We start from the raw sequence: 25,360 nt of genomic DNA on the forward strand, positions 1-25,360 counted from the left end.
GATTCATTCAATTAAAGACTAACAAATGAAGAAAGGTTTTAATATCCTGTTGATTCTGTGTGCCGCATTAGTCGCTATCTCTTGTAGCAAGACAAAGTCGTACACGGATATGTTGAAAGATGAGAAAAAGGCAATCGAGCGTTTTATCGATGATAAGGGCCTTGAGATCTTAGATGATTTTCCTGCTGATAGCGTATTTAAGGAAAATCAGTTTGTGCTCTTGGATAATGGTGTCTATTTGAATATTATTGATAAGGGAAGCGATCAGAGAGCGGTGCAATATAAGACGAAAATGTTGTACCGTTGTAAGATGAGTTACTTCATGGATTCTACTATTGTCGCTATTGAGAACTATGGCCCGCATAGTAATGGAACTTCTCCTATCGCTTTTACATATGGGGATTATTCGAAGAATTCACCTTATGATCCCTCTTATTATTATGTAAGTGAGGGAATGCAAGAGCCTTTGAAGTATGTTGGAGATCGGGCTAAAGTGAAAATGATAGTGCCTTTCAAAAGAGGAGCCTATAATGATCAATCAAACGGTCAACCTGTATATTACGAAATTCTAGAATATATATTTGAAGAAAACTTATGACACTAATTAAATCTATTTCCGGTATTCGCGGTACAATAGGCGGTAGCCCGGAAGACGGATTGAATCCGTTAGCTATTGTTAAGTTTGTAGCCGCTTATGCTACATTCATCCGAAAAAACACAAAAGTGGAGACCAATAAGATCGTTGTAGGGCGTGACGCACGTATCTCCGGTCTGATGGTTAAACAAGTCGTCCTAGGAACGCTTACCGGTATGGGATTTGATGTGGTGGATATCGATCTGGCCACGACTCCTACTACCGAATTGGCCGTAGCTATGGAAGGGGCTTGCGGAGGTATTATCCTTACCGCCAGTCATAATCCGAAGCAATGGAATGCCTTGAAGCTTTTGAATGAGAAAGGTGAGTTCTTGAATGCCGCTGAGGGGGCTGAGGTATTACGCATAGCTGCCGCCGAGGACTTCGAGTTCGCCGACGTGGATCATTTGGGCAAGGTAATCCCGAATGCGACTTATAAGCAAAAACATATCGAGAGCGTCTTGAATCTGGATCTCGTGGACGTGGAGGCTATCAAGGCCGCTAACTTCCGTGTAGCTATCGATTGCGTGAACTCCGTGGGAGGTATCGTGATCCCTGATTTATTATACGCGTTGGGCGTGAAGGAAATCTTCAAGCTGCATTGCGCCCCTCATGGAAACTTCTCTCATAATCCGGAACCCATTCCGGAAAACTTGACAGAGATCTCCGATTTGATGGGACATGCGAAAGCGGATGTCGGTTTCGTAGTAGATCCGGACGTAGACCGTTTGGCGATTATCTGCGAGAATGGCGAGATGTTCAACGAGGAATACACCTTGGTCGCTGTCAGTGACTACGTATTAAGTCATACACCGGGTAATACGGTAAGTAACCTGAGCTCAAGCCGTGCGCTTCGCGACGTTACCCGTGCTCATGGTTGCGAATATAATGCCGCCGCTGTAGGCGAGGTGAACGTGGTTGCCAAGATGAAGGCTACGAATGCCGTGATCGGTGGTGAGGGCAACGGTGGAGTGATCTATCCGGCCAGCCATTACGGACGCGACGCTTTGGTAGGTATCGCCTTGTTCCTGACTCATCTGGCAAAGAAGAAGATGAAGACGAGCGAGTTGAAGGCTTCTTATCCTCCGTATTTCATCTCCAAGCAAAAAGTCCAGTTAACGCCGGAGATCGACGTGGACGCTATCTTGGCGAAAGTAAAAGAGAAGTTCTCTCAATACGATATTACGGATATCGACGGAGTGAAGATCGATTTCCCGGATAAATGGGTTCATTTGCGTAAGAGCAATACGGAACCGATCATCCGTATCTACTCTGAGGCCCATACGATGGAGGAAGCCGAGGAATTAGGCGGTCAATTAATACAGATCATCAACGAGATGTGTAAATAACACCCTTTCGGGGCGTTTTAAAATATTGGGTTCAGTCTTCAGCCGAGGTAAGCTATTTATGCTCTGTTGATTTGACTGAACCCTTTTCTTTTGGATAATTCTCAGTTCGTGTAATGAATAAACTAATAAAGGTAATCTTATTTCTAATTGTCGGGATGGTTCAAGCCTTCGCATGGGGAGGGCTGAGAGGGGACACGTTGGCCAAGGAGCTGGATGAAGCTGTCTTGAATAGATCTTTTTATCTGCAGCAACGGGAGCAACGGATCACGCAGCTAAAGGACATGTTTCTCTTGAGCAAGATATCGTTGTGGCAGGAATATGAGATCAACCACCAATTATACGAGGAATTCAAGAAAATACAACAAGACTCGGCCATCTATTACATAAAGCGGAATATGGAGATAGCGTCATTTATGAAGGATACGGCACGCATCTATACTTCCCGCTTACGACTGGCTACGCTTTATGCTTTCTCCGGGATGTACCGTGAGTCGGAAAGTCTGTTGCGAAGCATAGACCGTGAATTGCTGTCTAAAGAGCAGAAACAGGATTTCTATGAGGCTTATTATTCGTTTTTCTCTTATTACAGTACGAATCTGGATTCTTTTGAATATAGGAAACAACTTGATTTATACAAGGATTCGTTATTGTCTGTCTTAGATACGGCCTCTTATCGGTATAAGATAAATCTGGCGCAGAAATATCTGGCTCACGGACAGGCGAGGTCTGCGGAGAAGGTGCTCATCCCTTTATTGGAGAAAGAGGAGCGGTATAACCCGAATTTCGCGATGATCACTTATCTGCTGGGAGATGTCTATGAGATGGATGGGCGTACCGATCTCGCCCGAGACTATTATACCTTGTCGGTTATCGCCGATATCAAGAGGGCCTTCTTGGATAGTGGTTCTATCCAAAAGCTGGCGTTGAATTATTATGAAAGTGGTGATCTATCCAATGCCCTTAAATATGCGCAGCTAGCTATAGAAGGTGCCGTTACTTGTAATATACAGTTCCGCATGAATGAGATCTCTAAATTCTATCCTATCATTAATGCTTCCTATCAGACACGGGAAGCTCAAGGCAAAAGGCAATTGATGACTTATTTCTTGTTGATCAGCCTATTGACGCTCTTTCTGATCCTTTCTCTTGCCTATGTGTATAGGCAGATGCGGAAGATCTCAGCGATACGAGAAGAGTTGGTTAATACCAATGCCTGTTTGGTAAAGTTGAATGGAGAGATAAGCGAGACGAATAATTTATTGCAAGAGCGAAATATACAGCTATCGGAGTCAAATCATATCAAGGAGGAATACATCGCTCATTTCCTCGATCTCTGCTCCACCTATATTAATAAACTGGAGGATTACCAGAAATCGCTACAGAAAAAGGCGATGAATAAACAGTTGGACGAGTTATTCAAGATGCTCCGTTCGACCCGTATGGTGGAGAATGAGGTGGAAGCGCTTTATGTTAACTTCGATCGAATCTTTCTTGGATTATATCCTACGTTTGTCAGGGACTTCAACGCTTTGTTGCAGCCCGAGGAACGTATCGTCTTGAAATCGGAGGATCTGTTGAATAAGGAACTTCGTATATTCGCCTTGATGCGGTTGGGAGTTACGGACAGCGTAAGGATAGCCGCTTTTCTTCGTTGTTCGTTGAGTACGATCTATAACTACCGGACCAAGGTACGTAATAAGGCGTTAGTGCCTCGTGATGAGTTTGAAGGTTGGGTGATGAGGATCGGGGTTAACCGGAATCCGTTATAATCAATCTACATTTTTTAGGATAGTGATCTTTATTAACTGATTTGTATTTAATGGGATAGAGGATCGTACTGTCTACATTTTTATATCAATCTTCTTTTTGCTTCTTATTCCCGGATACATTTGCGGCATAACTTTTAAAAAGAGATGTCATGAAGATTAAATTAATGATTGCCGCCGTGATCGCCTGTTTGGTGTTCACGGGATTTACGAAAGAGAACGTATCCGATACGGTCGATCACAACGCATGGAAAACATCCGGCGTCGTGGTCATACAAAATGATGTCCTTACGTTGGCCGGTTCCAACGCCCGTGCTTTGTTGAACGATGGCAAAGGCTATACGAACTTCGAGTTAGATATGGATGTACGTACCACGACCGGTGGCAAAGGTTATATTGGTATCCATACGGACGCTACGGATCGTAAAGGATATCGTATCGCCTTGAACAACGATCGGGAAGATCCGGTTTGGTGGCGGATGACGGGTAGCTTGGTGTCGGTCCGGAACCTGACGAAGAGTTTCGTGAAAGAGAACGAATGGTTCAAGATGAATATCCGGGTAGAAGGACGGCTTGTCCGGGTGCGGATTAATGGTGAGACTGTCGTAGAATATATAGAGCCTTCCAAACCTTTCCGTTTGAAGGAGAACGCTAAAGCATTGTTATCCCAAGGTACTATCTCGCTGGTGGGTACGGGACGTGGAAATCTTCAGTTTAAGAATATCTCGTTAGAGGCGTTTAGCGCGAAAGGAATAGACATTCCCGCTCAATGGGCGAATGCCGTGGATGAGCAGACGGACGAGATTATTCGTTTGCATCAAGAGGACTTCCCCGTGCTTGATTATCATGTTCATTTAAAAGGTGGATTGACGAAGGAAGTAGCCGCACGGCAGTCACGCCAGACGGGTGTTAATTATGGCTTGGCTATCAATTGTGGCATCGGCTTCTCGATCACGAACGATACGGAGTTGTATAATTATCTGGATACCATGCGTACCCAACCCTTTATCTTGGCTATGCAAGCGGAAGGACGTGAGTGGGTAACAACCTTTTCGGAGGCGGCCCGCAACAGCTTTGACTATGTGTTTACCGATGCCATGACGTTTCTGGATCATAAGGGGCGGCGTACGCACCTATGGGTAAACAAGGAAGTGATTATCGATGATGAGCAAGCATATATGGATATGATGTTGGACCGTATCTGTTCTGTCTTGGAAGAGCCGGTCGATATGTACGTGAATTCCTGTTTCCTTCCCGATGCGATGAGTGACCGATATGATATGTTTTGGACAGAAGAGCGTATCGACCGTTTCGTGAATGCCTTGGCAAAAAGTGGAAAGGCTTTGGAGATAAACGAGCTTTATCATATTCCGAATAAAGCGATCATTCAGAAAGCGAAAGCCGCGGGTGTAAAGTTCACGTTCGGTTCCAACAATATCACGCCGGAGGTAGGAACGCTCGATTATTGCATCCGTATGAAAAAGGAATGCGGTTTGACGGCGCAAGATATGTATAAACCACACATTAATATATAAGATTAGTTTTAAGGTCTGAACAAACATTAGATTTAAGGTAGAGGTATTAGTGCTTTAGGCAAAGATTGTTAGGTTTCGAGGTAAGATACATATGGAGTTACAGTTATAATATAATAGGTCGATTACTATAGGACAAAACATCTTATTTACTATATATAAAGATAATCATATATAGTTACATTCCACAAACCACGGCGTGAATCGTACAGACCACAGCATGGTTTGTATAATTCACGTCGTGGTCTGTACAGTTCACGCCGTGGTTTGTGGAATGTAACTGTATCTTACGAAGAATAAATAGGCTCTTGAATAACTATTCTAGCCGAAGTGTAGCGTTTTTATCTTATAGGAAAATAGCGGTGAATTCCTTTTCGAAATTCGGGGTGAATGCGCCTTTCCCCAGATTCTCCTTGATCTCCTCGATCGGCCAGAAACGTCCTCCGTCCAGTTCCTCGGGATCGGGGGTGATGGGGCCATCGTAAGTGGTCCGGAAGCTGTTTACCAATTCCTTCTCTATGGAAGACTCGAATATATAACGTTTGATGAAGACAGGCGTAAAATCAGTAATGCCCAATTCCTCACGAACCTCACGGCGCAGGGCCTCTTCCACGCTTTCTCCATAATCAATATGCCCACCTACGGCCGTGTCCCATTTTCCCGGTTGTATATCCTTGTTCATGGAACGTTTTTGTAGATATAGATCTCCATCCTTATTAAAGATATGTAAATGGATTACGGGATGTAGCAACTTACTTCCGCTATGACATTCCTTGCGAGTAGCCTTTCCGATCGTCTCACCTTCCTCGTTTACCAGAGGAAACCATTCTGTTCTCATATTTTAAATAGACTTTAATTTACTGATAACCGTACCTAACTCCTCATCCGTTAAATTATTTCCATACGTAGCGTAATCCAAGCGGAACGTACATCCATTCTTGTATTCAGAGCAGCCATAAGCGGTTTTGCCCCGGAGGATAGAGCCTTTGTGACAGATGGGGCAAACGGGCTTATCCGTTGATGGAAGCTCCAATTCAGGAGTAGCCTCTGCTTTCTCTTTCTCTTTCTCTTTCTTGGCACGAGGCTTACGAGGTTTCTTTTCCTTTTTCTCCTTGGGTTCGTCTTTGGGAGTTTCTTTAGCTGCTTTAGACGTATCCTCAATCGTAATCGTTCGCCGGGTTTGGTCGGAAAGGACGTTTATGACGACCTCGTTTACCATCTGCTTCAACTCATCAAGGAAAGTACGGGCCTCATAAGTTCCCCGCTCGATCTGACGAAGCTTCTTCTCCCAAAGACCCGTCAACTCCGCGCTTTTCAGCAGTTCCTCATGGATCGTGCCGATCAATTCCGCACCGGTAGCGGTGGGATAAAGATTCTTGCGCTCCTTCCGTATATAATTACGCTTGAACAAGGTCTCGATGATCGCCGCACGGGTAGAAGGACGGCCGATGCCGTTTTCCTTTAAGGCATCCCGCAGCTCGTCATTATCCACTAATTTACCGGCGGTTTCCATCGCCCGCAATAAAGTAGCTTCTGTATAAGGTTTCGGAGGCTGGGTCCAAGTCTCTTTCAAGATCGGTTTATGCGGGCCGCTTTCTCCTTTCACGAAATCGGGCAATACGCCTTCTTCCTCGGTAGGTTCAGCCTCCGGATCTTTCTGCTCGGCTCCGAATACGACACGCCAACCCGGTTTGAGGATTTGCTTTCCGGTCACCTTGAATTCTACCTTATCCACTTGACCCAAGACCGTAGTGGTCGATATCTCGCAATCCGGATAAAAGGCGGCGATAAAACGACGGGCTACCAAATCGTACACCTTCCGTTCCGTATCCGTAAGATTGCGGGCGGGGACTCCGGTAGGGATGATCGCATGGTGATCGGTAACCTTCGAGTTATCAAACACTTTCTTGCTCTTCGGCAATTTCTGATTCATTAAAGGAGCGGTAAGCTCCGTATAATCCACCAACCCTTTCAAGGTATTGGGAACTTTCGGATAGATATCATCACTAAGGAAAGTCGTGTCTACACGTGGGTAGGTTGTCACCTTCTTCTCGTAGAGCGATTGGATCAACTTTAGCGTATCGTCCGCCGTAAATGCGAATTTCTTATTACATTCCACCTGCAACGAGGTCAAGTCGAATAGGCGGGGGGCGAATTCCTTCCCTTTCTTCTCGGTGATACTGGTAACAGTAAAATCCTGTTCCTTTACCTTCTCCAGAAAAGCCTCGCCTTCCTCTTTCTTCGTGAACTTACCTTTCGTGGCGGAGAAAGTCGTATTCCTGTAAATGGTCTTTAATTCCCAATACGGTTCCGGCTTGAAATTGTCGATCTCGGCTTGCCGGTTTACGATCAAGGCGAGCGTCGGGGTTTGCACACGGCCGATCGATAATACCTGCCGGTTCTGCCCGTAGCGCAAGGTATAAAGGCGGGTGGCGTTCATCCCCAGCAACCAGTCGCCGATGGCACGGGATAGCCCGGCCTCATATAACTTATTGAATTCCGTCTGTTCTTTGAGTTTTTGGAAACCTTCCCGGATCGCCTCCTCCGTAAGCGAGGAGATCCAAAGGCGGTAGACGGGGCATTTACAACCTGCCTTTTGCATGACCCAGCGTTGGATCAGCTCTCCCTCTTGGCCGGCATCACCGCAGTTAATGACCATCTCGGCATTTTGCATCAGGCTCTCGATTACCTTGAATTGTTGCTCATACGTAGGATTCTCGATTAGTTTGATACCGAACCGGGGAGGGATCATAGGTAGCGACCCCAGACTCCAGCGTTTCCAGTTCTCCGCGTATTCATGCGGTTCTTTCAGGGTACACAAATGCCCGAATGTCCAAGTTACCTGATATCCGTTTCCTTCGATATACCCATTCATTCGTTGGGTTGCCCCTAATACTTCCGCGATTTCCCGGGCCACACTCGGCTTTTCGGCGATACAAACTTTCATCAATACATCATCCTTTCTTAAATGAACAGACAAAAATACATGATTATTTCCGAATGAGCAAAGATGTTTGTTATCGCGAGTTTATAAAGCTGTATGATGGAGTTGCTGATTTTGGTTCAATTTGTTTTTACCTTTGGGAATTTTGCATACATTTGAACCTATGTAATCGAAGTGGGAGAATAAGTCGAATGGCAGACATTGATTCAGAGAAAGAAAGAAGGCTTGTGGCGGACTTGCTAGAAGGGGACGAGTCGGCCTTTTGTGAATTATATGCCCTGTATAAGGATCGCTTGATGTGGTTTTCCTTGAAATTCCTTAAATCCCGGGATATGGCGGAAGATGTTTTTCAGGATGCTTTCGCCTCTATTTGGCAAAATCGCCGTTTCTTGAACCCGAATGTACCTTTTGGCCCGTATGTGTATACGATCGTGAAAAATCGGATCTTAAACCTGTTGGCGGGACTGGATCGTGAGTTGGAGCTGAGGGATAAGATACGGTCCGCCTCATTGGATAGCACGAACGAGACGGAGGATTCGGTATTGGATACGGATTTAAACGCATTGTTGGATAAGGCGCTTGAAACGTTGAGTCCACAACAAAAAAGGGTTTTTGATATGAGCCGTAAAGATATGAAATCCCATAAGGAGATAGCCGACAGTTTGGGTATCTCGGTATATACGGTACAACAACATATCTCTACGGCCTTGAAAGTGATCCGGGCGTTTCTGGCTAAATATGCGGAGACTTATATGAAGCTACTGCTCTAAAAACACACCTCCCTTTATTCATATTCCCGATAGGCACCGAACCGGGCTAAGCGATCCTCGCCGAGTTGTTCCGGTACAGGTTGAGGGGAGAGGCTCAAGCCTTCGTTGATCTGTTCCCAAAGTCCCGTACGGGTGTAAGTTTGATGCACTTTCTGGAAATGGGTGGATAGTAATAAATCCTTGGCTTCTTGATATTGCTTCTTATCAATCAGTAGCTGTACCTTTCGCTCGACCACCCATTCATCAGAGGACGCGTTTATCTTATCCAAACATTTTTCCCGTTCCGGTAAAGCCTCTGTTCCAAACTTCTTTAATACTTTATCCCGCTCGATAACCAACTGGGGATGTAGGTTCAACCACGAGGTCTCGGGGATAGCGGCGTAAGTATCTCTCGCCTTTTCCCACGCCTGCCGACGAACATATAGCCTTGCCAATAAAGCTTTCGCCAGATCGATATCCGGGATGGATAGTTGTTCGATCGCCTCCTCTACACGTTCTCTTCCAGCCAACCAAGTCCCATAGTGGAATTGCCAATAATCCCGTTCCGGCCGGGGAGATATTTGGATCGCCCAACGAAAAGCATCGTCCAGATCTTCCATGCCGGATGGAGCCCACTGCCCGTCTTCCGGATAGGGGGCGGCGGGAAGCATGGACTTATTCTTATAGGCATCGGCTAAGGCGATCCAGATGGAAGATTCATTCTTCCGGGCCCAGTCGAATAGCGGGATGCGATCGATCGGGCGAAGCCTTAATGCCGGAACCTTTAAGGAATAGATATCCAAAGGATGATCTGTCGGTATCCAATATTCTACGTGATTCTTTTTCTCGCCGGGACGCAATTCGAGCTTGATGGACTGGTCGCTGATCGGGCCACCTTGGATTTCTACGTAAGGCTGCCGGTCGGGAGTACTGAGCATGGACCATTCCTTGTCGCTGGCTACGCCATAACTCCATAGCTTGATACCGGGCGTACTGGATTCGTCGGCGATATGATAGAGCCCGCTGCCCAAGGAGGGAGTGTAGGCCCCGAAAGCATTCACGTCTTTCGTTTTCCAGAAGTAGCCGGTCATCTCTTTGATATCCCGTTCATGATGGGTTCCTTCGGTTTTCCAGTCGATCGTGTCCAACGTGGAGGCATGGGATAATACGGTTCCGTTCGGGAAATCGTATTGGGTATCCGGTGCGCAAGGAAGGGCGGCGTTGGACCATGACATCCATGGATAGGCTTGCTTTCCCGGGTTGTAGTAAACAACCCTTTGGGTAAGGCATTCGTCCTTATCTCCTAAGGAATATTCTACAGACCATTGCATACCGTAATGAGATTCCCGTTCTCCGCATGTTACATATGTGCGGTCTCCCGTATGATCGATCTGATAAAGCACCGGCTCATTTTGCGTGGGAGAGTGGGAGATCGGGAAACTGACCTCGATCCCCCCGGCCACGAAATAGAAACGGGGTAATATCCGTGTGTATTTGATTACGTCCGGCCTGTACAAGACCTCCTTGCCGCTCTCCTTGTGAGTGAGGGATATTACTTTCCCGCAAAGATCGGGGCAGATGATAGCCTTGACTTTCTCATTCTCTAGCGAGATCATCCGGTACCTTTTAGGTACCGGACGATTTGAGGTCTCGCTATAACTCATATAGGGGTATACGCCATTCGGGTCCAAGGCGGTCGGTAGCGGGCCGGTGGGCGTCAATACGTGCGTCAGTTGTATCTGGTCGAACTCCTCGCAAACAACACCTGTTGTTTGCGAGAAGGCTGGCCCTGCGGCTACGCTTGCCATGAGTGATAGGATTAAACGATATGCTTTCATGTCTTTCCTGCTATATAAGCCCATTATTTCGCCAAAAGATCGGACAGTTGACGGATGATGAGGTTACCCTTACGTACATCCGCCGAGATCTTGTTCTCATCGAACTCTTTCTCTTTCGGGAAGATAGACAAATGTTGGTCTAGCTGCTTCAATAAGCCTTGGGCTTGAGCGTTACCCGATTGGGCGGTCAGTTCCCGTAAGATACGGACCTTCTCGAAATCCACGATACCTTCTCTCATTTTCTCGAAGCGGATGCAACTTTTGCCTCCCGGATATACCATGTAGCAATCGCCTGCTGCCCAAGAGCCATGACGTGCGTCGCGATCGGCATCTTCCGGCCAAGCGTCGTAAGCCCATCGCAAGAAGCCGTCGTACCCATACGCCATTACATACCAACTGATCCAACGTCCCTCGATAGGAGGAGAGAACACGAAGTTGTTCGGGATCGGCGGGTTACAGCATACGTATACGGTGGACGTGCGTCCGGTGGCGGCCCGTACCTTTTGCTCGGCGATGGTAGGTTCCTCTCCGTAAAGGAAAGAATAATCGTCCAGCAGTCCGTCCAATTCCTTATGCCAATTGCCGGCGTAAGTGATCTTCCAGCATTTATCATGGTTGCGCACGACATTGATAGCCGCTAAGGTCTCTTCCATCGGATTCTCGTTGATTCCGATATAGGTGATGTCCAACCAGCTTTTAGCTTCTAGATGGAACTTGAAATCCGTGAGGAAGATATTCCACATCTTCTTGAATTCCTCTGAGCTTGGCGCCCAGTTGATATAAGAATAATCGCCCGTAGCCTCGTCCTTATAGCGGTGACGGAATCCCCAAGGAATCGGGGTGTAGAGGGTGATTGCCTCGTCGATGCCACATTCCATTGCTAATTCTACGTACTCGTCGAAGATCTTGTAGTCGAAGGCCCATGTGCCGTCCGCTTTCTTGATCCACTCGATCATACCCCCCTCGATCATATAGGAGTTATCGGACCAAGGAGAATGTACTCCATAAGTCGTGATGTAGGTACCACCCGCATCGGCATAATGCTTCAAATGCTGCTTGAGAAGCATTTTATGTTCTGGTGACCACGGTTCCACGTGATTGTACCATGCCACGGCCCACGGGTTCTGCCATAGGTCCAGACGGTATTTCCAGTCTTTCGGATAGGGGAGCAACTGGTTTTGCACCACGATCTCCAGATTCAATAGTTGAGGAGCCTTGCCTTTCGCCCGCACCTCCACCTGTCCTTTATACGTGCCGGGAACGGTTCCTCTCGGCACATCCACCATCATCCATACCGGACGGGTGGTTTGGGAAGGGAGATCGAAGCGGTCCAGCGTCTCGAAACGGTCTGGCATCAAGAAGCCGGATTTGTAGGGAGATTCCCCGCAGATGGCTTTTTTCTCGGCATACGGATAATTGGACAATACGTAACGCACCAACTCGAAGGTAATCCGATCTTTCGGGATGATGTTTCCCTCGGCGCTCCTCAAGTCCTGCGTAGAGACACGTACTTGTTCCAACGCTTCTGACGACCATACCAATATCTGGGCATTCGCTCTTTCCCCCCTCCAAACGGTCGTAGAGTAGGAAGATGATAAATCGTTGTCATGGTTTACGGGTACTTCCTTCCGGAAATAAAGCCGGTCGGTCGATCCGAAGGCGGAATGGATACCCGCCTGATTGCTCCAAGCGGGTTCATTCACGCAAAAATCAAATGTTAACTCCGGGTCATAGTGGTGACTCCGTACAGGGACAAACGTGGAATCCATCTGCCCCGGATACACTTGGCCTAGACTGATATGAGAATAAATAAAAAAACTAGCTACCGCTAAAAAGTATTTCTTCATGCTATAAAAATTTAAGATAATTCATATTTAAATGGGATTCCCCTCCCGGATAGGTAGGCCCTACCTATACGAGAAGGTAGGGCCTACCCTCATATATATAGTCGCTTATTCTTGGAAAAACCCTTACCAGCCCGGATTCTGTTCCAAGGTTCCTTTCGACAATTGTACCTGTTGCAAAGGTATCGGTGACAGCCAATGCTTCGGTGTCTGGAACTTGCGGGCGGATGCGGGTTGGGCGATGATAAAGCCATCGCTATCCACCTGTATATCCTGCCCGATCACCAACTCCGGGAATTTCTGTTGATACTCCGTACCCACGAATTTCACGCCACGGATCGCAAGGGGAAGAACCGTTTCCGCCGTGCCCCAACGACGTAGGTCGTCCCGGCGGTATCCTTCGAATGCCAGTTCCACGGTTCTCTCACGCCGGATCTCTTCCAGCATATTCAGTCCGTTGGCGGAGACGAAAGCGTTGGTTAGGTGAGGCATATTCGCCCGGTTTCTCAGATCATTGATGGTGATGTCTAACTGATCGTCCGTGATTTGTCCGTTCTTCTCGTATAAAGCCTCGGCGAGGATCAGCAGGACTTCGGCGTAACGAAACTCCTTGAAGTCGTATTCGCCGATGAATTGAGCGGCATCCAATGTCTCATCCAAGAACTTACGGATCATATAGCCTGTGCGTGTAGCGCTATTCCCTACAAATCCCGGATAGGTAGGTGTCCAGAGACCTCCCTCGAAAAAGACCTCGCTACCGGGAACGATAAACGTCTGCTCCATACGGGAGTCCCGGTTCTCGAATTCACTCGTCTAGTATTGGAATCCCTTAAATAAAGGAGATTTATCGATGGGCAGACCATCGTTACATAAATACATATCCGCAAGGTTTTTTGTAGGAACCATGGCACCGAACCAAAGTTCCCGTGTCCAGTTATGGGTCACTCTCAATTTATAATAACGCCTTGCCAATAAGACCTCCTTGCTATCATCCCCCTCTAAGATATGTAGATATTTATAGCTTTCCTTCCCTTTATCCCGGAACAAGGCGTATTCCTTGGAATCCACTAGGGCTTGGGCGGCATCGATAGCCGATTGGATATACATATCGGCATTGGAGCCTTGATGGTATTTCTCCCAAGTTCCCTCGTACAAGGATATGCGGGCTTTTAACGCTAAGGCGGCCCCTTGCGTGGTACGGCCCAATTCCTCGGTAGTCAACTGGCTTTGCTTGGGAAGCAAAGGAATCGCCTTATCGAGATCGTCGATGATAAAATCAATGATCTCCTGCTGGGAGGAGCGAGGCGTGTAAAGCTGTTCCGAGGAGGTATTCAAGGGAATCTCTATCTTGGGAACCCCTCCGTAGAACTTGACCAGTTTCCAGTAGTTGTAGGCCCGGAAGAAATGGGCCTCGGCTTTCCAGCGTCCGATCTCGTCGTCGGTCAATCCAGACTCCTCCGCTTTCTTGAGCAGATAGGAAGTGGATTGGATGAATTTCCAAGGCTCATCCCAATCATCCGAATTGACCGGTGCTAAATAAGAACCATCGCTTACGTCGTCCGCCCCCGAACCGAAAGCGATATCCGAGTTCTTATCTATATATTGGGAGGCCTCCATCAGGCTGAAGTAGAAATCATTGGCGGCCAACTCGAAATCGGAAGGCTTTTGCCAAAATACGGCGTCGGACACTTGATCCATAGGTGTCATATCCAAGTCGCAACTAGATAGCCCGAGTGTGGCCGATAGCGCTATAATTATATTAAATCGTCTCATACTGCTAATTTGTTTTTTCGTGGAACCTTAGAAAGTTAAGTCAATACCGAAAGAATAATAACGTTGGAACGGATAATTGAATCCGGCTTTGTCCGACTCGGGGTCCCATCCTCCTTTTACGTTATGTATCTCGAATAGATCCTGTCCGCTTACGTAAAAGCGTGTCCGTTCGATGCCTAGTTTCTGTAACGCGCCTTTGGGGAGCGTGTAGCCTATCTGGATATTCTTTAGGCGAATGTAGGCGGCGTTGATCTTTTGCAGGGTGGATGCCTGATAATTCCAATGCCGGATTTCTCCATGCGTCAAGCGGGGATAATAGGCGTCCGGGCGATCCTCGTTCCATGTCTGGCCGTAGTAGAACTGGGGCGGGTATCTCCACCAGTCGCTCCAAGGCATGGCGAAGTCTCCTTCACGGAACAAGGTGCGCTTGGCAACTCCTTGGAAGAATACGCTGATATCGAAGTTGTTCCATTTAGCGCCCAGATTCAATCCGAAGGAATAGCGGGGAGTGGTGGAGCCAACGTATTCGGCGTCGCCGTCATCCCCATCTTTATCACCGTAGGTGGAGATCTTACCGTCGCCGTTCAAATCCTTGAACTTCGCGTCTCCGATGCCGATATTGGAAGGTACGCCCTCTAGTTTCTTATAAGCGTCGAGATCCGCTTGGTCCTTGATCACGCCATCGTATACGTAAGCGAAATAGGAATTCATGGGATAACCTTCCCGGGTCTCGTTCAATCCTAGTTTATAGGTATCGGCACCTCCGTATTCAACTAATTTGTTCACGGCGTCGGTCAACTGGAATTGGGCAGAGTATTCAACGTTGCCGATCTTGTCGGTCCAGTTCAATGTCAACTCGAAGCCGTTCGTGCGTAATTTACCCGAGTTCGAGTAGGGTGCCTCCGCGCCTAACATGCTGGGATAAGTTACCGGAATTAACATATTATTATTCATTTTTACGAAATAATCAAACGAGAAGCCGAGGCGGGAATCAAGGAAAGCGGCATCGACACCCACGTTGACATTCTCCAGAATTTCCCATGTCCGGTCTACCCCGGCCAATACGTCTAAGCCCATGGCTTGGCTTTGGGAACCGTTTCCGAACGGATAGATTAATTTAGTTCCCCAGCCATCGTCCCTAAACTTTAGCAACTGGATATAGTCATACAGGCGGATACCTTCTTGGTTTCCGGTCTGTCCGTATGATGCTCTTAACTTCAGCTCATTGAATACCTTGGAGTTTTTCAAGAAGTTTTCTTGCGAGATACGCCAGCTGGCGGAGACTCCGGGAAACATCCTCCACCGGTTGCCGGGGGCGAAACGGGAACTACCGTCATAACGGAAGTTTGTCTCCAGAATGTACTTGTTCTTAAAGCTGTAGCCTAGGCGGGTGAAGGTAGAGCCGGTAGCCCAATGCTCGGCTTTGGCGTCGTTCTTCATATTTCCCGTGCCTCCGAGGTTAAGCTCCCACAGCTCATCCGAGATGAAGTTATCACGGCGTGCCATGAACATGCGGACTTCCTCCGTCTCGTAGGCCATACCTAACATGGCGTCCAGATGGTGGTCCGGGCCGAAGTTCTTATCGTAATTCAAGTAGGCCGTGTAATTTTGGTAAACGGTCTCTTCTGTCGTGCGATCCACGGCAGACTGCTCCGGACTTCCCGCTCCGGTGTAGTAGGTGATATTATTGTCCCATGTATAAAGAGGGATCGCTTTCGCTATGTCCTCATTGTTCTTGTTCTTATAATTAACACCGGCTTGGGCGGTTAAGGTCAGCCCGTCGATAATGTTGGCGATTAACCTGAAATTACCATTCATCTCCCGGGTCTTGAACGTGGCGGTCTCGCTCTCTTTGGCCAACGCTACGGCATTGCTCCAGCCTCCTTGGGTGAAGAAGTTACCATCGGCATTATAGACCGGGTGGTTAGGCATATCCAGAATCGCCTCACCGATTACCCACGCTCCGTTGCTGCCTACATCGGTACGTTTATTATTGTCCAAGGCTACTTTGGTTTCCAGCTTTAACCAATCCGTGATCCTATAATCGTAGTTCATACGTAGATTATACTTGGTGTTATTGTCGTCGGCATATTTTACGACTCCGAATTGCTTGCTATAACCGGCGGATAAATAATAATTGGATTTCTCGCCGCCACCGGAGATAGTGAGATTGTGCTTATGCTGAACGCCGTTGTTCAACAGCTCGTCCATCCAGTCCGTGTTCGTAAAGAACAATTTCCATCCTCCATACAACGGGTGATCGATCGGATTCGGGTCGTTGGACAAGATCCTATCCAGAAGCTCTTGCGTATACATAGGGGCGGAGCCGTTATGGATATTGGCCTCGTTGTCCATGATCGCCATCTCATAATTGGTTGGCGCTTTCATCATACCGGTCATCTTGGAGATCGACAAGTTTCCATTGTAAGTGATCTTAGGTGCGCCGGTCGCTCCCTTCTTGGTCGTAATCAAGACAACGCCGCCTGCGGCCCGTGCTCCGTAAATAGAGGCAGAGGCATCTTTTAAGACGGAGATGGCATCGATATCCTGCGGATTGATCATATTGATATCACCGGGAATACCATCTACTAAAACCAGCGGGGCACTGTCTCCGTTAGCGGATGAGACTCCACGTATGTTCATCTTAAAGTCCTCGTTACCCGGCTGGCCGGAGCTTCGTTGGATAACCATCCCCGGTATTTCTCCCTGCAAGGCGGATAGCACGTTGGTCACGGGCTTAGATTCGATAACCTCGGAGGTGACTTTCGAGATCGCTCCGGAAAGATTGCTTCGTTTCTGTGTTCCGTAACCAATCACGACTACCTCGTCAAGCTTCTGGGCGTCTTCCTTTAGCTGGATATTAAGGGTCTTGTTGTTGCCTACGGCCACTTCTTCCGATAAATAGCCGATGTAAGATATGAGCAGGATCGATTTACCGTTCGCCTCGATGCTATACTCACCGTTCAGGTCGGTAACTGTCCCTTTGGACGTACCTTTTACCACGACGTTCGCTCCGATGATCGGTTCACCCCGTTCATCCGTAATGATACCGGTCACTTTCCGGTCTTGTGTCACTGGAACGGAGGCATTGCCCGCGTTTCCGAGACTGACGGCTATCGTGTTATTCTCTCGCTTAAAATAAAGATTGGCTTGCCGGGTGATCTCGTTCAATACGCTGTTGATGGGAGCGTTCTTGAACTTTAGGTTAACTTGTACGTTCCGGTTCGCTATGGCTTCTCCATAGAAAAATTTTAATCCTGTCTGCTTCGACAAATCATCAAAGACTTTCTGTATGGGTTGGTTTTTGACTTGAATTGTTATTCTTTCTTTCTGATTTTCTTGCGCTTGCAGAGGTTCAGGGGAGCTTAACGCTAAAAAAACTAAAATAATAGAACAACACATCCAATTATACCTAGTAATAGTTGGAAAGTTCATAATTTTGTATGTTTAAAGGTTGTTTTTATACACTTTTAAAAACGGTCCGATTTATGTAATCTCCAAGGGGGTCCAATCCAAGGGTGTACATATCGGGAAAGATAAAGGGAGATCGAAGGTCAGAGGTCGGTTTCCCTTTTTTATGTGGCTATGCTTAGGTCGTATCTTTCATGACAAATCGATTTTAAGGTTAATAACTCGTTTTGTATAACACGATCCGGTTTCCTTCCGTCCGGTATCGGATGCCGGTTGAATATTGAATCGCGTTCAGTACGGCTTCCAGACTTTTATTGTCGTGCTCGCCATAGATGTAATCGTCGAATACGCTATTCGGATCGAGTACGATCGCTTGATTATACATCCGTTCCAAATCGTGTATAACGCTACTGATAGGTGTCCGGTTGAAATAAAGGCCACCTTGCAGCCAAGCCGTTACTTTTTGGGCGTCCTCGTTCTTTTTAAGAATCTCTCCATTTGTGTTATTCACGATTATCTGCTCGTTCGGTAATAGGCGCATTACGCTTTCGGGCATATCCACCTCAACTTTTCCGGTCCGAACGCTGACGGCCATCAACTCATCCTCTTGATAGGCTTTTACGTTGAAAGAGGTTCCGAGTACTTTTACGTCGGCTTGTCGGGTACGGACGATGAAGGGCTTGCCCTCGTCTCTCATGACATTGAAAAAAGCTTCTCCTTCCATTTCTACCAAACGGATGTCAGAGGTAAATTCCGTTGGGTATCGCATGACGGTACCGGCGTTTAGATGAACGACCGTGCCATCGGGAAGGGTGACTTGCTTATGTTCGCCATGATTGACGCTTATTTCCGTTAGGAGATGGTCGCTGGCAGATGCATGCTGCTTCGCTGAATGATTTAGGTATAGTTTCGCTCCGAATCCTATGGAAACGATAATCGCTATGCTCGCCGCATACTTGATGAAAGTGGATAGGGAGATTCTTCTTTCTCTTTTACGTGTCTTATCCAACAGGTCTTGCGCCTCCTTCTTATAAAGCAGATGATTATGGGAATCGGATTGAGGTAAGTCCTGCGCTTCGCTCCAGACCCGGTCCATTTCGCTTTCTAATTCTGCTCGCTCCGTTATGGATGAGGCTAACTTCCGCAAGGTCTCTATATCGTACCGTGTATAGAGTCCATTTACGTATCGGATTAATAAATCGCTTATATGTTTGTTTTTTTCTTCCATTATTTCTCGTGCTATATTAATAGTACAAAGAAGTCCGGGAAAACTGGGATATCATTAACTTTTATTAGTATATGATTTTAGTATCTTCGCGAAACGATATGTGATGCTAAATGAAAGAGAGACAAATTATAAAGTCGTTGAAAGAAGGAGATAGGGAGGCTTTTTCGATGTTGTATAAACAATATTGGGAAAAGGTTTATCATTTCTGCGGGCTTTATTTGAATAATCGGGATGTGGCCGAGGATGTGGTACAAGAGGTGTTTATCAAGGTCTGGGAGTCGAGGGAATTCATCCGGGAGGATGATAACTTCAAGGGGCTTCTGTTTGTCATCACCCGTAACTTGATCTTTAATCAGCACCGGAAGAACGTGAACGAGGACTTTTATAAAATGACGGTCTTGTCCGCTATGGAGACCTCCTACGACTTAGAGGAAGAGATCACCGCCTATAACTTGGGGGAGTATATCGATCATTTGATAGAGGAATTGCCGGAAAGACGCCGGGTTATCTTTAATCTAAGCCGGAAGGAGCATAAAAGCTATAAAGAGATAGCCTTCCAACTCAATATTTCCGAGAAGACCGTTGAGAACCAAATCAGCGAAGCCTTGAAGTTCTTGAAGAAAAATATCATGTTACTTATCTGGTTTATCTAGCGCTTTCCTAGGTCACGTATTTATAGAGTCCGGAAGTGCCACTTTCGTCCTAAGTTTTAGTTTTGCTCGTCTTCTTTTTCAGGCAGCACATAAATCCTGTGTGTTCGATATCCTACGCTGGCTATTACGTTATCCTTGATAAATTGCTTGATATCCTCGCTCGCACGGTAGCGGGTACAATTGTTCAAGCCGGCGTAATCGGTGAGATTTATATATGAGTTTCTTTCTAGATAAGATAACATCTTAGCCTTTCTTCCCTCGATTCCCGTTTTGGGCAGATTTTCCCGTTTAACCAAGATGGGGGCGTTCTTTTTTACCATCTCCTTCAGTCGGGGAGAGCAGCGGAAGTTAACGCCGTGTATGCTAGCGCTTGATTTAGTATTTCCTTTCTGGTCCGTTACTTCTTTGCTTTTTACCGATGGCGAGAAATGTCCCAATCCTTCCAGTTCCACGCTGTACCCATAGGATAATTCCCTGCCGATATAGGAAGTAAGCGCCTCCAATACACCTTTTATGTCGGCGGAGGTGACGGATGAGCATTCGGAAATATACTCACATATATCGTTCATGCGTTTGGTATCTCTGGTGATGACTCGTGCGCAGGATGTTGGCCCGCGTTGTTCATTGCCCGGTGTATTATAAATACTGACTTGGATGCCACTTCTTGGTTTACCCATGATTTTCTCGTTATTTAAATGGATAATGTATAGGATGCCTCGGAGATTTAACGTTTATCTCTTTGGCGTTTCTATTTGATGAAATCGGTTGCCGACGCCCTCGGCAATGCTGCTGACGCTGTCGGAAATATTGCTGACGGCGTCGGAAATACTGCCGACACCGTCGGCAACCAATTTCATTGAATACAAAGGACGGAAATATAAGGATGGAAAGCAAGGAAGATACTGATAAAATACAATTTCGTAAAGATAATTTTAAAGAGTACCTATAAGTAATGGACATTTAATTGTACTTGAGGCTTTAGGCATGATTATTTTTCAATCGTATTTGGGTATCTTATCTGAATTTGATTAACCTAAGCGAATTTTTTTATCTTCCAATAGGGGGGAGGGAGTCGTGGCGTGTATTTATAAATAGAACAAGAATAATAAACATGAGCGAAGATACGAGAACGATATTGAAGAAGTTGATGCGAGATGCTCTGGATGAGAAAGATCGGCAACGTTTGCTGTGTGACCCAAAAGTGGAAGAGCGTATGCGTTCCCAATGGGACGAGGCTGCGGATCGCGTGAATCCCATGGTGGGGAATCGCATGTGGGAACGAATCATAGCCCGGACAATGGCGACAAACGGTGTCCGTAAACTCTGGGTCTATAAGATTACGGCGATAGCCGCCTCCATATTGCTACTTTTAGGTGTAGGAAGCGTAGTTTATTGGTCTCATACGAAAGAAGATCAATATATATATGTAATGGCCTCCGGTGTCCGTTGCATAGAGTCGGTTTCCTTATCGGACGGTACGACCGTGAGAATGGGGCCGAATAGCCAATTGATCTACCCAAAGAGTTTCGATGGCAAGACCCGTGATGTGGAATTAAAAGGGCAAGCCTTCTTCGACGTGGCGAAAGATCGGGAAAGACCATTTACCGTGCATACCAAGAACATGGATGTAACGGCCTTGGGCACGGCCTTCGAGGTTTTCAATTATGATTCCGAGAGCAAGTTGGAGACGATCCTGTTAAACGGTAAGGTGAAGATTGGCTTGGGAGGTCCCAATGTGAAGAACAGGCGTGAGGTGATATTGAACCCGAACGAGATGTTGGTTTTCGACAAACAAGCGAATACGGTTAGAGTTAAGACGGTTAATGCCGAGGAGTATTCGGGTTGGCGTAACGGTGTCCTCAGTTTTGAGAACGAACGCTTGAGCATGATCCTTACCCGTCTGGAGCCTTGGTTCGGGCGGAAGATAAAGTGCCCGAAGGAGATAGCGGAGAAATATCGGTTTACGTTTAAGGTACGGGATGAGTCCTTGGAGCGAATCCTGTTTATGCTGAGCAATACGTCGCCCATTAAATACAGAGAGAAAGACAATGAATATGAACTATATATAAAGGGAGATAAATGAGTGTCTAACGTTAAATTCTAAGAGATATGCTTGTTAACAGTTCTTAAGTCTAATAAAAAACAGGAGGACAAACTAGGTTTCTCCTCCTGATCAAATGTTCTTGACGGCAGGCGTTAGGAGTTGAGAGGCCGACACACCTGCTAATTTATTCATCAGAAACATTACAAAGTTATGAAAAAAATCAGAAAAGTAAACCGAGTCATGAAGATAAGTGCGTTGTTATCCTTGGCTTTCGCATGCACTGTATCCGCTTCTACCTATGGACAGAATTATAAGCTTTCCATGAATAAACAGGATTGCAGTATATCGGAAGTGCTAAAAGAAATAGAGAAAAATAGTGAGTACACGTTCTTCTTGAATGATAATCAAGTAAATGTAAATAGGAAAACGAGTGTAAAAGCAAATAATGCTTCGTTAGAGGAGGTCTTAGAGCAAGCCTTGAAAAATACGGGATACCAATATGAGATTGTAGACCGGCAGATTATAATTAAGTCAAAGAGTGTTTCAAGTGTCTCACATCCGAATGCCTTATTCCAGTCTTCGCCACGAAAGATTACCGGGCAAGTAAAAGATGCCTTGGGAGAACCCATTATCGGGGCGAATGTTGTCGTTAAAGGCACTACGAACGGAACGATTACGGATATCGATGGAAACTTCAGTCTGGAAGTACCGGACAATGCGATCTTGGTAGTTTCTTATATCGGTTATACGGATCGTACGGTCGAGGTTGGTAATTCTTCGAAAGTAATGGTTAGCCTGTCCGAGGATACCCAGAAGTTGGATGAGGTTGTGGTCGTAGGTTACGGAACGCAGAAGAAAGTGAATTTAACAGGAGCGATCTCCTCTTTGGATGCGGAGACGTTGGAGAATCGCCCGATCACCAACTCGACCCAAGCGTTGCAAGGTACGCAAGGTGTTTACGTAAATCAAGCGGGTGCTCAGCCGGGAGCGGACGGGGCGACGATTCGTATTCGTGGTCAGGGAACCTTGAACGATAATAACCCGTTGATTTTGGTGGATGGCATCGAGTTCCCGTTGGAAGCGGTAAATCCGAATGATATTGAGAGTATTTCCGTATTGAAAGATGCGGCTTCTTCCGCTATCTACGGTTCTCGTGCGGCGAATGGCGTTGTCTTGGTAAAGACAAAGGGGGGAAAGAAAGGTAAGTTTACCGTCGATTATAATAACTATTTCGGCGTGCAGCAGGCTACCTATCTGCCTAACTTCGTATATGATCCGGTCGTGTTTATGGAAATGAGAAACCAAGCGCAACGGAACGAAGGTAAACTAACGGTGGATTATTCTGATGCGTTAATCGAGGAGTACAAACAAGGTATGTTAACAGACCCGATTATGTATCCGCAGAATAATTGGTTGGATATTATGTATAATAATGCCTTTATTATGGAGCATAACATGCGTTTCTCCGGAGGTGATGATAAATATACGTATTCCGTATCTTTAGGCTATGGTGATCAAAATGGAGTATTGCGTGGAACGGATTCCAATAAATATACCTTAGCTGTGAATACGACTGCTCAGGTAAATAGCCGTTTGAAGATCGGCGCTAATATCAATGCGCATTATCAGATCTATAATGAGCCGGTAGCGGGTGTGGCAAACTTAGTGGAGATGACTTATAAAGCGCAGGCTTTCCACCCGACTTATACGGCCGATGGTCGCTATGCGGATACCTTTATCCGTACTCCTGGGCATAATATCTATCGCCATCCGTTGGCGTTGGCCGATGAGGGCGAGAACAAGCATAAGTCCTTGCGTATGTTGGCGAATTTGTCTGCGGAATATAAGCTTCCGTTTGATATCGTTTATAACTTGAATGTCGGTTTAAACAAATATGATTATCTGCAATCTCGTTTTGCGCCTGATGTATACGAATATCAGTTGAAGACCAATGAGGAGAAACGAGTGGTTTATGACGGTCAGAATACACGCCATGCCTATAAAGGTGATAAGAATGACTTGGCAGTTACAGTATTCAATACTTTATCTTGGGGCAAGAAGTTCAATGATGCCCATGACGTAAAAGTATTGGCTGGCTATAGTTTTGAGAGCGATGATAAGACTGAGTTTTCCGCTAAGGTAGAAGGTTTCTTAGGGAACGAGTTGCACGAATTAAACGCAGGTTCTAGTAATCCGAGTGTAGCGGGTACTTCCTCGAGATCAGTCTTGATGTCTTACTTTGGTAGGGTGAATTATGGTTATAAGGATCGTTATTTATTTGAGGGTAACTTTCGCTATGATGGTTCGTCTCGTTTTGCCAAAGGAAATCGTTGGGGTATTTTCCCATCATTCTCTGCCGGATGGCGTTTGAGCGAGGAAGAGTTTATGAAAGATATTCCTTGGATATATAATCTGAAATTGAGAGCTTCTTGGGGACAATTGGGTAACGAGCGTATCGATTTGTTCCGTTACGTGGACCTAATGAACTTGAAGGTGATAAAAAATGATGGTTCAATTACGGATTATAACTACCCGTTAAATGGAGCGATGCAATCCGGAGCGGCTATTACCGCCTATAACGATCCGAACATCACATGGGAGACAACGACCATGACGAATGTCGGTATTGACGCTAGCTTGTTAAACGGAAACTTAGATTTCTCTTTCGAGTTCTTTGATAAACGTACTTCCGACATCTTGCGAAAGGTTACTTTGCCGGATCAAGTAGGTGGTCTGGATGGCCCGATCCGTAATATCGGCGAGGTGAGCAATAAAGGTTTCGAGTTGAATATGGGATATCGGAACAATATCGGGGACTTCCGTTACGAGGTAAATGGAAATATGACCTTTATCAAGAATAAGATCGTTAGCTTGAAGGGGCAAACAATCATTGATGGAATGTTTATCTTGGAAGAAGGAAAGCCTATCGATTCTTATTATATGCTTCATGCTATCGGTATTTTCCAATCTGAGGAGGAAATCAAGAATAGTCCGTATCAAACCGCAGCTACTAAACCGGGATATCTGAAGTTTGAGGATACGAATGGAGATGGGAAAATTACCGAAGATGACCGCCAGATACGTGGTGGTGTGATTCCTAAGATAACTTATGGATTCAATATCAACTTAGGATATAAGGATTGGGATCTGGGCGCTTTCTTCCAAGGTGTAACTGATGTCTATACATATGGAGACCGCATTGGTGCTACTCCTTTATGGTTTGGTTGTGGTTTGCCGGAACAATGGTTGACGGATGCTTGGACTCCCGAGCGGGGAACCAGCGCTACATTGCCTATCTTGACTACGTATGAAGGATGCTTGAACGAGAATTTCCGTACAAATGATTTCTGGTTGAGAAATGCCTCTTATTTACGTTTGAAGAACTTGCAACTTTCTTATAACGTACCGGCCTCTTTCTTGAAAAGCGGTGTGGTTAAGAGATTAAAGGTCTTTGTCAATGCGCAAAACTTATTCACGTTCTCTCCGATGAAGGATTTTGATCCGGAGAAGAACTTGAAGGGAAGCAACTGGTATGCCTATCCGTCTGTACGGACTTATACGGCAGGTGTTAATGTCACATTTTAAATAATAAGGA

Annotated in this window: 16 protein-coding genes and 1 pseudogene; 8 read left to right on the plus strand and 9 right to left on the minus strand. The window is 46.2% G+C overall.

Annotated elements, in window-relative coordinates; translation table 11 throughout:
• The first annotated feature begins 25 nt into the window (after nt 1-25).
• The 4 genes from bamK to ACYIA1_RS03665 all read left to right on the plus strand — a co-directional run bounded on the left by bamK (nt 26) and on the right by ACYIA1_RS03665 (nt 5,284).
• Nucleotides 26-598 carry a BamK family beta-barrel-assembly machinery protein gene (gene bamK, locus ACYIA1_RS03650; protein ID WP_005858151.1) on the plus strand — a complete coding sequence of 191 codons (573 nt, stop codon included), beginning with the start codon at nt 26-28 and terminating at the stop codon, nt 596-598.
• Entirely contained in the window at nt 595-1,983 is a 1,389-nt protein-coding gene (gene glmM / locus ACYIA1_RS03655; RefSeq protein WP_005866292.1) for a phosphoglucosamine mutase, read from the plus strand. Before bamK ends, glmM begins: the two co-directional genes overlap by 4 nt.
• A 113-nt stretch (nt 1,984-2,096) precedes the next feature.
• The gene (locus ACYIA1_RS03660) at nt 2,097-3,752 is read left to right on the plus strand and encodes a DUF6377 domain-containing protein (RefSeq protein ID WP_009017130.1); all 1,656 of its coding nucleotides are present in this window, start codon (nt 2,097-2,099) and stop codon (nt 3,750-3,752) included.
• Between the two features lie 149 nt (nt 3,753-3,901).
• Nucleotides 3,902-5,284: a DUF1080 domain-containing protein gene (locus ACYIA1_RS03665; RefSeq protein WP_005866298.1), complete on the plus strand. Its 1,383-nt coding sequence runs from the start codon at nt 3,902-3,904 to the stop codon at nt 5,282-5,284.
• Nucleotides 5,285-5,627: 343 nt separating this feature from the next.
• Here the strand turns inward: ACYIA1_RS03665 and ACYIA1_RS03670 are convergent, their stop codons facing one another.
• Nucleotides 5,628-6,119 carry an NUDIX hydrolase gene (locus ACYIA1_RS03670; protein ID WP_005866300.1) on the minus strand — a complete coding sequence of 164 codons (492 nt, stop codon included), beginning with the start codon at nt 6,117-6,119 and terminating at the stop codon, nt 5,628-5,630.
• Between the two features lie 3 nt (nt 6,120-6,122).
• Complete coding sequence (locus ACYIA1_RS03675) at nt 6,123-8,228, minus strand: DNA topoisomerase 3 (RefSeq protein ID WP_036610710.1); 2,106 nt, start codon at nt 8,226-8,228, stop codon at nt 6,123-6,125.
• 188 nt (nt 8,229-8,416) lie between these two features.
• On the opposite strand from ACYIA1_RS03675, the gene ACYIA1_RS03680 reads away from it, so the two are divergent.
• Nucleotides 8,417-8,995: an RNA polymerase sigma-70 factor gene (locus ACYIA1_RS03680; RefSeq protein WP_057325935.1), complete on the plus strand. Its 579-nt coding sequence runs from the start codon at nt 8,417-8,419 to the stop codon at nt 8,993-8,995.
• A 14-nt stretch (nt 8,996-9,009) separates the two neighbouring features.
• Here the strand turns inward: ACYIA1_RS03680 and ACYIA1_RS03685 are convergent, their stop codons facing one another.
• The 6 genes and pseudogenes from ACYIA1_RS03685 to ACYIA1_RS03710 all read right to left on the minus strand — a co-directional run bounded on the left by ACYIA1_RS03685 (nt 9,010) and on the right by ACYIA1_RS03710 (nt 19,068).
• The gene (locus tag ACYIA1_RS03685; RefSeq protein ID WP_480334407.1) at nt 9,010-10,812 is read right to left on the minus strand and encodes a DUF5107 domain-containing protein; all 1,803 of its coding nucleotides are present in this window, start codon (nt 10,810-10,812) and stop codon (nt 9,010-9,012) included.
• 23 nt (nt 10,813-10,835) lie between these two features.
• Nucleotides 10,836-12,659, minus strand: a complete 1,824-nt coding sequence (locus ACYIA1_RS03690; protein ID WP_195400927.1) for a DUF4091 domain-containing protein — start codon at nt 12,657-12,659, stop codon at nt 10,836-10,838.
• Between the two features lie 123 nt (nt 12,660-12,782).
• Nucleotides 12,783-13,454 (minus strand): annotated as a pseudogene (locus tag ACYIA1_RS03695) (RagB/SusD family nutrient uptake outer membrane protein); the annotation flags it as partial.
• Between the two features lie 15 nt (nt 13,455-13,469).
• Nucleotides 13,470-14,429, minus strand: a complete 960-nt coding sequence (locus tag ACYIA1_RS03700; protein ID WP_480334409.1) for a RagB/SusD family nutrient uptake outer membrane protein — start codon at nt 14,427-14,429, stop codon at nt 13,470-13,472.
• Nucleotides 14,430-14,456: 27 nt separating this feature from the next.
• A complete protein-coding gene (locus ACYIA1_RS03705; protein WP_480334411.1) occupies nt 14,457-17,864 on the minus strand; it encodes a TonB-dependent receptor in 3,408 nt (1,135 codons plus the stop codon).
• Nucleotides 17,865-18,054: 190 nt separating this feature from the next.
• Complete coding sequence (locus tag ACYIA1_RS03710) at nt 18,055-19,068, minus strand: FecR family protein (RefSeq protein WP_480334413.1); 1,014 nt, start codon at nt 19,066-19,068, stop codon at nt 18,055-18,057.
• A 110-nt stretch (nt 19,069-19,178) separates the two neighbouring features.
• Here ACYIA1_RS03710 and ACYIA1_RS03715 point away from each other — a divergent pair, with 110 nt between their 5' ends.
• Nucleotides 19,179-19,721, plus strand: a complete 543-nt coding sequence (locus tag ACYIA1_RS03715) for an RNA polymerase sigma-70 factor (RefSeq protein WP_005866315.1) — start codon at nt 19,179-19,181, stop codon at nt 19,719-19,721.
• Between the two features lie 56 nt (nt 19,722-19,777).
• On the opposite strand, the gene ACYIA1_RS03720 is transcribed toward ACYIA1_RS03715, so the two are convergent.
• Nucleotides 19,778-20,398 carry an HU family DNA-binding protein gene (locus ACYIA1_RS03720; RefSeq protein ID WP_005866317.1) on the minus strand — a complete coding sequence of 207 codons (621 nt, stop codon included), beginning with the start codon at nt 20,396-20,398 and terminating at the stop codon, nt 19,778-19,780.
• 434 nt (nt 20,399-20,832) lie between these two features.
• Here ACYIA1_RS03720 and ACYIA1_RS03725 point away from each other — a divergent pair, with 434 nt between their 5' ends.
• On the plus strand, nt 20,833-21,804 hold the full coding sequence (locus ACYIA1_RS03725; protein WP_211737374.1) for a FecR family protein: 972 nt from the start codon (nt 20,833-20,835) through the stop codon (nt 21,802-21,804).
• A gap of 171 nt (nt 21,805-21,975) precedes the next feature.
• Nucleotides 21,976-25,350 carry a TonB-dependent receptor gene (locus ACYIA1_RS03730; RefSeq protein ID WP_254887445.1) on the plus strand — a complete coding sequence of 1,125 codons (3,375 nt, stop codon included), beginning with the start codon at nt 21,976-21,978 and terminating at the stop codon, nt 25,348-25,350.
• Nucleotides 25,351-25,360: the final 10 nt, after the last annotated feature.

It is taken from the genome of Parabacteroides sp. KHUB-02, assembly GCF_056640955.1.

Coding starts and splice junctions, on each gene's coding strand:
- bamK (WP_005858151.1), top strand. CDS start 26: ATGAAGAAAGGTTTTAATATCCTGTTGATTCTGTGTGCCGCATTAGTC.
- glmM (WP_005866292.1), top strand. CDS start 595: ATGACACTAATTAAATCTATTTCCGGTATTCGCGGTACAATAGGCGGT.
- ACYIA1_RS03660 (WP_009017130.1), top strand. CDS start 2,097: ATGAATAAACTAATAAAGGTAATCTTATTTCTAATTGTCGGGATGGTT.
- ACYIA1_RS03665 (WP_005866298.1), top strand. CDS start 3,902: ATGAAGATTAAATTAATGATTGCCGCCGTGATCGCCTGTTTGGTGTTC.
- ACYIA1_RS03670 (WP_005866300.1), bottom strand. CDS start 6,119: ATGAGAACAGAATGGTTTCCTCTGGTAAACGAGGAAGGTGAGACGATC.
- ACYIA1_RS03675 (WP_036610710.1), bottom strand. CDS start 8,228: ATGAAAGTTTGTATCGCCGAAAAGCCGAGTGTGGCCCGGGAAATCGCG.
- ACYIA1_RS03680 (WP_057325935.1), top strand. CDS start 8,417: ATGGCAGACATTGATTCAGAGAAAGAAAGAAGGCTTGTGGCGGACTTG.
- ACYIA1_RS03685 (WP_480334407.1), bottom strand. CDS start 10,812: ATGAAAGCATATCGTTTAATCCTATCACTCATGGCAAGCGTAGCCGCA.
- ACYIA1_RS03690 (WP_195400927.1), bottom strand. CDS start 12,659: ATGAAGAAATACTTTTTAGCGGTAGCTAGTTTTTTTATTTATTCTCAT.
- ACYIA1_RS03700 (WP_480334409.1), bottom strand. CDS start 14,429: ATGAGACGATTTAATATAATTATAGCGCTATCGGCCACACTCGGGCTA.
- ACYIA1_RS03705 (WP_480334411.1), bottom strand. CDS start 17,864: ATGAACTTTCCAACTATTACTAGGTATAATTGGATGTGTTGTTCTATT.
- ACYIA1_RS03710 (WP_480334413.1), bottom strand. CDS start 19,068: ATGGAAGAAAAAAACAAACATATAAGCGATTTATTAATCCGATACGTA.
- ACYIA1_RS03715 (WP_005866315.1), top strand. CDS start 19,179: ATGAAAGAGAGACAAATTATAAAGTCGTTGAAAGAAGGAGATAGGGAG.
- ACYIA1_RS03720 (WP_005866317.1), bottom strand. CDS start 20,398: ATGGGTAAACCAAGAAGTGGCATCCAAGTCAGTATTTATAATACACCG.
- ACYIA1_RS03725 (WP_211737374.1), top strand. CDS start 20,833: ATGAGCGAAGATACGAGAACGATATTGAAGAAGTTGATGCGAGATGCT.
- ACYIA1_RS03730 (WP_254887445.1), top strand. CDS start 21,976: ATGAAAAAAATCAGAAAAGTAAACCGAGTCATGAAGATAAGTGCGTTG.